Raw genomic sequence first — 11,106 nt, 5'->3', positions numbered from 1 at the left:
CGGCCCCCGCGCGGGCGGCGCGGGCGGGCAGATCCGCCATCCGCTGCGCCAGCGCGTCATGGGCGAAGATGCGCGCCGCCGGCTCTCTCGCCGCGAGGGCAAGCGACTTGCCACCCCCACCCGCGCAGTAGTCCAGCACGCGGGCGCCCGGGGACAGCGGCGGCACGGCCGAGGCCAGCTGGGCCGAGAGGTCCTGCAACTCGACCAGACCGTCGCGATAGCAGGCCGACCGCGCGACCAGCCGGTCCCCCGACACCACCCGCAGGGCCGAGGGCAGGTCCGGCGCGGGCTGGGTCGCGATGCCTTCGGCGGCCAGCGCCTCGGCCACGGCGGCGGGGTCGTGCTGCGCCAGATTGACGCGCAGCCAGACGGGCGCGCGGTCGGTCATGGCCTGCGCCACCGCGTCGGCCTGGGCGCCCAGGGCGCGATGCCAGTCGGGGCGCAACCAGTCAGGCAGATCGTCGGGCAGCGGATCGGTGGCCTGGGGCGCAGCCTCCTGCGGGGTCAGGGGCGCGGGGGCGTGTCCCTCTCCGGTAAAGATCGCGTCCAGCGGCAGGCCAGCCTGATGCGCATGGCCGACCATCAAGCCGCGACCGCTCAGGCCCCCGCCCAGGGCGGCCAGGCTGTCGCGTCGCCGCAGCGCCCCGAACACCAGATCGCGCAGCGCGGCCCGGTCGCCCGACCCCGCGAACCGGTTGGCCCGCGACCAGCGCAGCAGCGCCTGTTCCGCCGGGGCGCCGGCCAGGATCTGGTCCAGAACGCCGATGGCCGCCGCGATGCGCGCCGCGGGGGTCACGCGACGCCGCCTTGCGGACAGGAGGGGGTCAGGGTCATGGACAGCCTTTCGCAAACTGGCAGGGACGGTCTCAGGACTAGCACGCCGGGGCCCCGCAGGGCAAACCCGGCGACGCGCAGTGTCATAAGCCTTTCCTTTCCATCCCATCAGACAATCAAAGTTCATCTTATGGGGAAAAGGCGTTAGGGTCGCGCCATGACGAATCGCCCGCTCCGAGGGGCCTTCCCCGGACGCAAGCAAGATGGAGATCAAGATGGACGGCAATCAGGTCAACAGCACCGGCAAATGCCCCGTGATGCATGGCAGCCACACCTCGACCGCGGCTTCGAACACGGATTGGTGGCCCAGTGCGCTGAACTTCGACATCCTGCACCAGCATGACCACAAGACGAACCCGCTTGGCCCCGATTTCAACTATCGCGAGGCGCTGAAGACGCTGGACGTCGAGGCGCTCAAGGCCGACCTGCGCGCCCTGATGACCGACAGCCAGGAGTGGTGGCCCGCGGACTGGGGCAGCTATGTCGGCATGTTCGCGCGCGTCACCTGGCACGCGGCCGGCTCCTATCGTCTTGGCGACGGGCGCGGCGGTGCGGGCACCGGCAACCAGCGCTTTGCGCCGCTGAACAGCTGGCCCGACAACAACAACACCGACAAGGGCCGCCGCCTGCTGTGGCCGATCAAGAAGAAATACGGCAACAAGATCAGCTGGGCCGACCTGATCGTGCTGGCCGGGACCATCGCCTATGAGCAGGCGGGTCTGAAGACCTTTGGCTTTGCCTTTGGCCGCGAGGACATCTGGCACCCCGAGAAGGACATCTATTGGGGCGCCGAGAAAGAGTTCCTGGCGGGCTCTGAGCATCGCTATGCCGATGTGTCCAAGCCCGACACGATGGAGAACCCGCTGGCCGCCGTGCAGATGGGTCTGATCTACGTGAACCCCGAAGGCGTGAACGGCCAGCCCGACCCGATGGCGACCGCCGCGCAGATCCGCGAGACCTTTGCCCGGATGGCCATGAACGACGAGGAGACCGTCGCCCTGACCGCCGGTGGCCACACCATCGGCAAGAGCCACGGCAACGGCCGCGCCGAGGACATGGGCGCCGAGCCCGAGGGCGCGGGCTTGGATGAGCAGGGCCTGGGCTGGAACGCCAAGGGCCGCCGCGGCATCGGTCGCGACCAGATGGTCAGCGGCATCGAGGGCGCATGGACCTCGAACCCGACCAAGTGGGACATGGGCTATTTCGACATGCTGTTCGGCCACGAGTGGGAGCTGCGCAAGTCGCCCGCCGGTGCCTGGCAGTGGGAGCCGGTCAGCATCGCCCCCGAGGACATGCCCGCCGATGTCGAGGACCCCTCGATCAAGACCACGCCGATCATGACCGATGCGGACATGGCGATGAAGGTGGACCCCGTCTATCGCGCCATCTGCGAAAAGTTCATGGCCGATCCGGCCAGCTTTGACGACGCCTTCGCGCGTGCCTGGTTCAAGCTGACCCACCGCGACATGGGCCCCAAGGCGCGTTATGTCGGACCCGACGTGCCGTCCGAGGACCTGATCTGGCAGGACCCGGTGCCCGCAGGCCGCACCGACTATGACGTCGACGGCCTCAAGGCGCGGATTGCCGCGACCGACCTGACCGTGGCCGAGATGGTGGCGACGGCCTGGGACAGCGCGCGGACCTTCCGCGGGTCGGACCTGCGCGGCGGTGCCAACGGCGCCCGCATCCGCCTGGCCCCCCAGAAGGACTGGGCCGGGAACGAGCCCGAGCGTCTGGCCCGTGTCCTGTCCGTCCTGCAGCCCATCGCCGATGAGGCGGGCGTGCCCCTGGCCGACGTGATCGTGCTGGCCGGCAATGTCGGCATCGAGAAGGCGGCGCAGGCGGCCGGTCACAATGTCACCGTGCCCTTTGCCCCCGGTCGCGGCGACGCGACGGCCGAACAGACCGACGCGGAGTCGTTCGACGCGCTGGAGCCGCTGCATGACGGTTTCCGCAACTGGCTGAAGGCCGATTTCGCCGTCAACGCCGAGGAGTTGCTGCTGGACCGCGCGCAGCTGTTGGGCCTGACCGCGCCCGAGATGACCGTCCTGGTCGGCGGGCTGCGGGCCATCGGTGCGAACCATGGCGGGTCCAAGCTGGGCGCGCTGACCGACCGCGAAGGCGCGTTGACGGCCGATTTCTTCGTCAACCTGACGGATATGGCCAACCGCTGGACGAAGGCCGAGGGCGATGCCGAGATCTATGAGATCCGCGACCGCAAGACCGACGCGGTCAAGTGGCAGGCGTCGCGCGTGGACGTGACCTTCGGGTCGAACTCGATCCTGCGCAGCTATGCCGAGGTCTATGCCCAGGACGACAACGCGGACAAGTTCATCCGTGATTTCGTCGCGGCCTGGGTCAAGGTGATGAACGCCGACCGCTTCGACATCGCGGCCTGATCCTGCGGTGGGGGCCATGCGCCCCCGCCCCCTGCCCATGAAAAAGGCGGCCCCCGCAAGGGCCGCCTTTTTTGATGCGCCCGGCCTCAGCCCAGGCGGTAGTTCGGGCTTTCGCGGGTGATCTGCACGTCATGGACGTGGCTTTCCTTCAGCCCCGCCCCGGTGATGCGCACGAATTCGCAGTTGCTGCGCATCTCGGCCACGGTGGCGCAGCCGGTATAGCCCATCGCGGCGCGCAGGCCGCCCACCAGCTGGTGGACGACGGCATTGGCGGTGCCCTTGTAGGGAACCTGCCCCTCGATCCCCTCGGGGACCAGCTTGTCGCTGGCCGCGTCCTTCTGGAAATAGCGGTCGGCCGAACCGCGCGCCATCGCGCCAAGCGATCCCATCCCGCGATAGGACTTGAAGCTGCGGCCCTGATACAGGATCACCTCGCCGGGGCTTTCGTCGGTGCCCGCGATGGCGCTGCCGACCATGGCGCAGCTGGCGCCCGCGGCGATGGCCTTGGCGAAATCGCCGCTGAACTTGATGCCGCCATCGGCGATGATCGGCACGTCGCCCGCGCCGGACACCGCATCCATGATCGCGGTCAGCTGCGGCACGCCGACGCCCGCGACGATCCGCGTGGTGCAGATCGAGCCCGGCCCGATGCCCACCTTGACCGCATCCGCACCCGCGCCGATCAGGGCGCGCGTGGCCTCGGCGGTGGCGACGTTGCCGGCCACGACCTGAACGCCCTCACGGAAGGCCTTGACGCGTTCGACGGCGCGCGCGACGCCCGCGGAATGGCCATGCGCGGTGTCGATGACGACCATGTCCACGCCCGCCTCGATCAGCGCGCAGCTGCGCTCATAGCCCTCGTCGCCCACGGTCGAGGCCGCGGCGACGCGCAGGCGGCCCATGTCGTCCTTGCAGGCCAGCGGGTTCAGCACGGCCTTTTCGGTGTCCTTCAGCGTCAGAAGGCCGGTCAGCTTGCCCGAGGCGTCGGTCACCAGCAGCTTCTCGATGCGGCGCGCCTTCATCAGGCTGATCGCCTCGGCCCGGTCGGCAGGCTCGCGCAGGATGGCCAGGTTCTCGGAGGACATCATGGCGCGGACCGGGGTGCGCATGTCGTCGGCAAAGCGCATGTCGCGGTTCGTGACGATGCCCAGCACCCGCCCCTCGGCATCGACCACCGGAAAACCGGTGACGTTGTAGCGGTCCTGGAACGCCTTGGCATCGGCCAGGGTCTGGTCGGGCGTCAGCGTGATCGGGTTATAGACGATGCCGCTCTCGAACCGCTTGACGCGGCGGACCTCGTCGGCCTGCTGGTCGGTGGTCAGGTTGCGATGGATCACGCCCATGCCGCCCGCCTGCGCCATGGCGATGGCCATGCGGCTTTCGGTGACCGTGTCCATGGCCGAGGACAAGAGCGGAATGTTCATCCGGATCGAGCGGGTGACCCAGGTGGTCACGTCCGCGGTCGATGGCAGCACCGTCGATGCCGCCGGAACCAGAAGAACGTCGTCGAATGTGAGGGCCTCACGAATCTGCATGGGGGTATCCTTGCGGCAATTCCGTTTGGCAGTTTCCCCTTTCACGGGCGGCGCGGTTTGTCCAGCCCGCAGGCAGGCGTTGCAGGGACGACACGGACAAACTGTCGCAAGTGACGCGGACGTCACGTCAGCCTGCATCGGCAATTGATCGGTAACAGTCTTGCGATAGGGTGAGATCGGGGGGGCGGTTCGCCCGACCGCAGGGAGGAAGACATGAAACTTGCATTCACGGGCATGGCTGCATTGCTGGCGGGAACCGCGCCGCTGCTGGCCGGGGGCATCGAACGCGCACCCCAATCGCTCAACATACTGTTTGAACAGGGAAATTATGCCGAACTCAGCTTTGGCGCGGCCGATCCGACCGTGTCGGGCACCGATACCGGCCTGCCGGCAACTGTCGTGCCGCCCGTCGGCCTGGCGCCGCGCGGCACGGGTGACGTGGCCAACGGCTATGGCTTTCTGGGCCTGGGCTACAAGCATCAGTTCAACGAGGCTCTGTCCGCGGCCCTGATCGTCGAGCAGCCCTTTGGTGCAGACGTGTCCTATCAAAGCTTCAATCCGGTCACCGGAGAGGGCGGCTCGTCGCTCCTGGGCGGCACCATGGCCAGGGTCGACTCGACCAGCTTCACGGCGCTGATGCGCTACAAGATGCCGAATAACGTGTCGGTCCATGGCGGTCTGCGCGGATCGCAGGCCGATGCCGAGGTGTCGCTGGACGGGTTTGCTTATGGCGGCCCTGTGCCTCCCACGTTGTCAGGCTATAACGTCCAGCTGGACAAGGATATCGGCCTGGGCTTCGTGGTCGGCGCCGCCTATGAGGTGCCCGCCATCGCGGGCCGCGTGTCGCTGACCTACAACTCCAAGGTCGAGCATGAGTTCGACACGGTCGAGCGTCTGAACGGCAATATCATCGGCCGCTCGACCACCACCGTCGACACGCCCGAATCGATCACGCTGGAGGCGCAGAGCGGTGTGGCGGCGGACACGCTGGTCTTCGGCTCGATCCGGTGGGTCAACTGGTCCGAGTTCAAGGTCGACCCCACCGTCTTCACCGGGCTTAACAACGGCAACGGCCTGGTGTCGCTGGAGGATACGACGACCTACACGATCGGCGTCGGACGCAAGTTCAACGAGACCTGGTCCGGCTCGGCTGCGCTGGTCTATGAGCCCGAGAACGACGATCTGGTCTCGCCGCTGGCTCCGACGAACGGGCGGGTGGGCGTGACGCTGGCGGCGGTCTATACCATGGACAACATGAAGATCACGACCGGCATCAACTACTCCAAGCTGGGCGATGCCCGGCCCCAGACGGGCGGTGCGCCGCGGGCGCAGATGGAGGATAGCGACATCCTGGGGATCGGCGTCCGCATCGGCTACAGCTTCTGATCTGACACAGCTTTGCGCCTGAACCCGGCCCTGCCCTCTCGGCGGGGCCGGTCTTCATTTTCGCACCGGGGTATCCTTGCCGGGGGCGGTGGCCGGGGGAGTTTGCTCCCCCCGGGCCCCCTGCAGGGGCGCGGACCGCAGGCGGTAGGCGGGCCGCCGGGGGGTCCGGGGGGCTGGCCCCCCGGCCGCCGCGGGACGCAAACTGGGGCGACCGGGCGGTCGGGAGTGCCGAAGCGGGTCTTTTCTTGGCCGCGTCATGCGATTAGCTAGAAGGCGGGCCACGGAAGGACGACGGATGATCTATCGCAATGCGGATGACTGGCGGGCCACCGCAGCCCGGCGGATCGTGCTGTTCGGCATGTCGGGCCTGGGCAAGACCTATCTGGCCACGATGCTACGCGAAACCGGCGACTGGTTCCATTACAGCGTCGATTACCGCATCGGCACCCGCTACATGGGCGAATACATCGCCGACAACTTCAAGCGCGAGGCGATGAAGGTCCCCTTCCTGCGCGAATTGCTGATGTCGGACAGCGTCTACATCGCCAGCAACATCACCTTCGACAATCTGGCGCCCCTGTCGACATATCTGGGCAAGCCCGGCAGCCCCTCGCGTGGGGGCCTGCCCTTTGACGACTACTGCCGCCGCCAGGACCAGCACCGCCGGGCCGAGATCGCGTCCCTGCTGGACACGCGCCATTTCATGGACCGCGCCCGCGACATCTATGCCCTGCCTCATTTCGTCTGTGACAGTGGCGGCTCGATCTGCGAGGTCGTGGACCCGGACAACCCCGACGACCCCGTGCTGGATGCGCTGGAGCGCGATCTGCTGATGGTCTGGATCAAGGGCAGCGACGATCACACCGCCGAACTGGTCCGCCGCTTTGATCGCGCGCCCAAGCCCATGTATTACCAGCCGCAATTTCTGGAACGCGCCTGGATCGCTTACCGCGTCGAAAAGGGGCTGGAGGCCGAGCAGGTCAATCCCGACGACTTCATCCGCTGGACCTATGCCCGTGCCCTGGCCCATCGCCAGCCCCGCTATGAGGCGATGGCCCGGCGCGGCGTCACCATCCTGGCCGAGGAGGTGGCGCAGATCCGCACCCCCGCTGATTTCACCGACCTGATCGCGACCGCGCTGGCGCGCAAGGACATCTGACATGCCCATCACCCTGAACGAAAGCCTGCCCGCCTATCGCATCCTGTCCCAGGAGGGCGTCATGGTGATGTCGCCGGGCCGCGCCGCGACCCAGGACATCCGCCCTCTGCGCATCGCGCTCTTGAACCTGATGCCCAAGAAGATCCAGACGGAGAACCAGTTCGCCCGGCTGATCGGCGCCACCCCCCTGCAGATCGACTTTCAGCTGATCCGCATGTCGGACCACGAAAGCCGCAACACCGCCGCCGACCACCTTGAGAGCTTTTACCGCCCCTTCCGCGAGGTCGAGGCCAGCGGAGAGAAGTTCGACGGCCTGGTCATCACCGGCGCACCGATCGAGCATCTGCCCTTCGATCAGGTCACCTATTGGGACGAGCTGACCCGCGTCTTTGCCTGGACGCAGACCCATGTCCATTCGACCTTCGGCGTCTGCTGGGGCGGCATGGCGATGGCCTGGCATTTCCACGGCCTGCCCAAGCACATCCTGCCCGCCAAGGCCTTCGGCTGCTTCCGCCATCAGAACCTGGCCCCGGCCTCACCCTATCTGCGCGGCTTCTCGGACGAGGTGCTGGTTCCCGTCAGCCGCTGGACCGAGGTGCGCCAGGACGATGTCGACGCCCGCCCGGCCCTGACCACGCTGCTGGCCAGCGCCGAGGTCGGGCCCTGCCTTCTGGCCGATCCCCGGCACCGCGCGCTCTATGTCTTCAACCATTTCGAATATGACAGCACCACGCTGAAGGAGGAGTACGACCGCGACGTCGCGGCCGGCAAACCCGTCACCGTGCCCGCGAACTACTATCCCGACGACGATCCCGCCCGCGCCCCGGCAAACCGCTGGCGCAGCCATGCGCATCTGCTCTACGGTAACTGGATCAACGAGATCTATCAGACGACATGGTACGACATGTCGCGCATCGGAGAGGGTTGAGGCCATGGGCGCCACGCTGCCGGACCTGCCGCTGGTCGGCAAGATCAGCGACTATCTGAAGACCGGCGCCCCCGCCCCCATCCGCAAGGCCCTGTCCAAGGCCGGGTCCAAGGACATTCTGGACCCCGATTTCCCCTATGACGCGGAAATGCCCAAGGCCGATTACGAGGCGCATCTGGCCCTGCTGCAGCTGCAGCTTGTGCGCATGATGCATGACGTGATCGACACGGGCAAACGCCTGGTCGTCGTCTTCGAGGGGCGCGACGCCGCCGGCAAGGGCGGCACCATCGAACGCGTGCGCGAGAACCTGAACCCACGTTCGGCCAGCATCGTGGCCCTGCCCAAGCCCAACGAACGCGAGGCCGGGCAGTGGTATTTTCAGCGCTATGTCGACTGGTTGCCCGCCGCCGGAGAGATCGCGCTGTTCGACCGCAGCTGGTACAATCGTGGCGTGGTGGAGCGCGTCTTCGGCTTTTCCACCGATGTGCAGCGCGCGGCGTTCTTTCGACAGCTGCCCAGCTTTGAGCAGACGCTGGTCGATGACGGGATCATCCTGGTCAAGCTGTGGCTGAACGTGGGCCGCGCCGAGCAGCTGCGCCGTTTTCTGGACCGCGAGCAGGACCCCCTGAAACAGTGGAAGCTGAGCGGCATCGACGTGGACGGGCTGGCCCGGTGGGACGACTATACCCTGGCCATCCGCGACACGATGGAGCGGTCGCATTCGCCGCTGGTGCCCTGGACGGTCATCCGCTCGGACGACAAGCGGCGCGCGCGGATTGCGGCAATCCAGACCATCCTGTCGGCGGTCGATTACGCGGGCAAGGACATGGACGCCGTCGGCACCCGCGACCCGCTGATCGCGGGCGGGCCCGAGCTTTTGCGCGACTGATCTTGGCGCGACGGATCTTGGCGTGGGCGCGCGACCGTGCCAGAACCCCCGTCGAGGATATCCTTGGGAGGGGATCATGGATCTGTCGAATTGCCGCGCCGTCGTGACCGGGGGCGCATCGGGCCTGGGGGCCGCCACCGCCGCCTATTTCCGCGCCCAAGGCGCGCAGGTCGTCGTGCTGGACCGCGATCCGGACGGGGCCGAGGCGGCCCAGGCCATCGGCGCGGGCTATGCGGTGACCGACGTGACGGATGAGGCCAGTGTGACGGCCGCGCTGGATCACGCGGTGGCCGTGATGGGGGGCATCGACGTCTGCGTGAACTGCGCGGGCGTGGTGGTGGGCGAAAAGACCCTGGGCCGCGACGGCCCGCACCGCCTGGACAGTTTCCGCCGCACCATCGAGGTCAACCTGATCGGCAGCTTCAACGTGCTGCGCCTGGCGGCCGAGCGCATGGCCAAAAACGGGCGCGCGCAGAACGGGGTGATCGTCAACACGGCCTCGATCGCGGCCTTTGACGGGCAAAAGGGCCAGGCGGCCTATGCGGCCTCCAAGGCGGGCATCGCGGGGATGACCCTGCCCCTGGCGCGCGACCTGGCCGGTCAGGGCATCCGCGTCTGCAGCGTCGCGCCGGGCATTTTCGGCACGCCGATGCTGAACGGTCTGCCCGCGGACGTCCAGGACAGCCTGGCGGCCGAGGTGACCTATCCCAAGCGGTTGGGCGATCCGGACGAATATGCGCGGATGGTCGCCTTCATCGTCCAGAACGACTATCTGAACGGCGAGACGATCCGCATCGATGGCGCGCTGCGGATGCGTTAGGCATCCGCCCATCACGGGCGCGCGAAGCCCTTGCGCGCCCCGTTCCAGCCCCTTAGCGTTGCACAAAATCGACCAACCGAGAGGCCTGATTTCATGCGCTTGCTGACCACGACCATCCTGGCCGCCGCGGCCCTTCCGGCCTATGCGGCCGACCCGGAATTCACCGTCTTCGATTGGGCGGGCTTCGAGGAGCCGTCGATCTTTCAGGCCTATATCGACCAGCACGGCACCGGCCCGACCTATGCGTTCTACGGCGACGATGACGAGGCGTTCCAGAAGGTCGCATCGGGGTTCCGCGCCGACGTCATCCACCCCTGCAGCCAGATGGTCGGCAAATATCGCGACGCGGGCCTGATCGAGCCCTGGGACACCACCCGCATCCCGAATTTCGAGCAGATCGAGGAGCGATTCCTGGACAGCGAGGTGTTCCGCGACGACGAGGGCGTGTGGTTCATCCCGACCGACTGGGGCGCGACCGCCATCGCCTACAACACCGAGACGGTCCCGGCCGAGGACGTGGCCAGCCTGCAGGTCTTTACCGACGCGAAATACCAGGGCCGCACCTCGCTGCCCGACAGTTCGGACGATGTCTGGGCGCTGGCCTATCTGGCGACCGGCGTGACCGATTGGGACGAGGTCAGCGACGACCAGTTCCAGGCCGCCGCCGACTGGCTGCGCCAGGCGCATCAGAACGTCATGGCCTATTGGTCCGACCCGTCCGAGCAGGCGCAGCTGATGGCATCGGGGGCGGTCGACATCGCCTGGTCGTGGAATGACGGCGTGGTCTATCTGCAGGCCGACGACTATCCCGTAGGCTTTCAACGAGAGCCGGTGGAGGGGTCGTCGACCTTCTTCTGCGGCTATGTGAACGTCAAGGACGCGCCGGGCAGCGAAGACAAGGCCTATGACTTCATCAACGCCTGGCTGGAGCCGTCGGCGGCCAAGCCGCTCTTGGACACGATCGGCTATGGCCATACCTCGGCCGAGGCGATGGCGACCATCGCCGATGAGCCTGCCGTGGCCGAGGGGCTGGCCGATATCGACGCACCGGTCCTGGCCCAGACGCCCAACGACCCAGCCCTGCGTCAGCGCCAGCTGGCCGAGTTCGAGCGGATCAAGGCCGGGTTCTGATCTCGACCGTCGGAACCGGGGGCTT

Annotated in this window: 9 protein-coding genes; 7 read left to right on the top strand and 2 right to left on the bottom strand. The window is 67.4% G+C overall.

Translation table 11 applies throughout. From position 1 onward, the window contains the following. On the bottom strand, positions 1-796 hold a 796-nt coding region (locus ABS73_RS09865), incomplete at its 3' end, for an RsmB/NOP family class I SAM-dependent RNA methyltransferase (RefSeq protein ID WP_286693442.1). 253 nt (positions 797-1,049) lie between these two features. On the opposite strand from ABS73_RS09865, the gene katG reads away from it, so the two are divergent. Further along, positions 1,050-3,233, top strand: a complete 2,184-nt coding sequence (katG, locus tag ABS73_RS09860; protein WP_277020314.1) for a catalase/peroxidase HPI — start codon at positions 1,050-1,052, stop codon at positions 3,231-3,233. Between the two features lie 86 nt (positions 3,234-3,319). Here the strand turns inward: katG and guaB are convergent, their stop codons facing one another. After that, complete coding sequence (guaB, locus tag ABS73_RS09855; protein ID WP_277020253.1) at positions 3,320-4,768, bottom strand: IMP dehydrogenase; 1,449 nt, start codon at positions 4,766-4,768, stop codon at positions 3,320-3,322. Between the two features lie 213 nt (positions 4,769-4,981). On the opposite strand from guaB, the gene ABS73_RS09850 reads away from it, so the two are divergent. The 6 genes from ABS73_RS09850 (at position 4,982) to ABS73_RS09825 (ending at position 11,081) form a co-directional block, all read left to right on the top strand. Then, complete coding sequence (locus ABS73_RS09850; protein ID WP_277020255.1) at positions 4,982-6,154, top strand: OmpP1/FadL family transporter; 1,173 nt, start codon at positions 4,982-4,984, stop codon at positions 6,152-6,154. Positions 6,155-6,449: 295 nt separating this feature from the next. After that, complete coding sequence (locus ABS73_RS09845; RefSeq protein WP_277020257.1) at positions 6,450-7,313, top strand: ATPase; 864 nt, start codon at positions 6,450-6,452, stop codon at positions 7,311-7,313. 1 nt (position 7,314) lies between these two features. Beyond that, positions 7,315-8,241, top strand: a complete 927-nt coding sequence (locus ABS73_RS09840; protein ID WP_277020260.1) for a homoserine O-succinyltransferase — start codon at positions 7,315-7,317, stop codon at positions 8,239-8,241. A 4-nt stretch (positions 8,242-8,245) separates the two neighbouring features. Then, positions 8,246-9,130: a polyphosphate kinase 2 gene (gene ppk2, locus ABS73_RS09835; protein ID WP_169306282.1), complete on the top strand. Its 885-nt coding sequence runs from the start codon at positions 8,246-8,248 to the stop codon at positions 9,128-9,130. A gap of 76 nt (positions 9,131-9,206) precedes the next feature. Beyond that, the gene (locus ABS73_RS09830; protein ID WP_277020264.1) at positions 9,207-9,950 is read left to right on the top strand and encodes an SDR family oxidoreductase; all 744 of its coding nucleotides are present in this window, start codon (positions 9,207-9,209) and stop codon (positions 9,948-9,950) included. A gap of 93 nt (positions 9,951-10,043) precedes the next feature. Continuing rightward, positions 10,044-11,081 (top strand): extracellular solute-binding protein, encoded by a 1,038-nt coding sequence (locus ABS73_RS09825; protein WP_277020267.1) that lies wholly within the window; start codon positions 10,044-10,046, stop codon positions 11,079-11,081. The last annotated feature ends 25 nt before the right edge of the window (positions 11,082-11,106 follow it).

It is taken from the genome of Paracoccus sp. SCN 68-21 (assembly GCF_001724535.1).
GTDB lineage: Bacteria > Pseudomonadota > Alphaproteobacteria > Rhodobacterales > Rhodobacteraceae > Paracoccus > Paracoccus hibiscisoli.
This window is presented reverse-complemented; position numbering and strand designations above follow the sequence as displayed.

What these genes read in the sequence shown, in the direction of transcription:
- katG (WP_277020314.1), top strand. Translation starts at nt 1,050, where the DNA reads ATGGACGGCAATCAGGTCAACAGCACCGGCAAATGCCCCGTGATGCAT.
- guaB (WP_277020253.1), bottom strand. Translation starts at nt 4,768, where the DNA reads ATGCAGATTCGTGAGGCCCTCACATTCGACGACGTTCTTCTGGTTCCG.
- ABS73_RS09850 (WP_277020255.1), top strand. Translation starts at nt 4,982, where the DNA reads ATGAAACTTGCATTCACGGGCATGGCTGCATTGCTGGCGGGAACCGCG.
- ABS73_RS09845 (WP_277020257.1), top strand. Translation starts at nt 6,450, where the DNA reads ATGATCTATCGCAATGCGGATGACTGGCGGGCCACCGCAGCCCGGCGG.
- ABS73_RS09840 (WP_277020260.1), top strand. Translation starts at nt 7,315, where the DNA reads ATGCCCATCACCCTGAACGAAAGCCTGCCCGCCTATCGCATCCTGTCC.
- ppk2 (WP_169306282.1), top strand. Translation starts at nt 8,246, where the DNA reads ATGGGCGCCACGCTGCCGGACCTGCCGCTGGTCGGCAAGATCAGCGAC.
- ABS73_RS09830 (WP_277020264.1), top strand. Translation starts at nt 9,207, where the DNA reads ATGGATCTGTCGAATTGCCGCGCCGTCGTGACCGGGGGCGCATCGGGC.
- ABS73_RS09825 (WP_277020267.1), top strand. Translation starts at nt 10,044, where the DNA reads ATGCGCTTGCTGACCACGACCATCCTGGCCGCCGCGGCCCTTCCGGCC.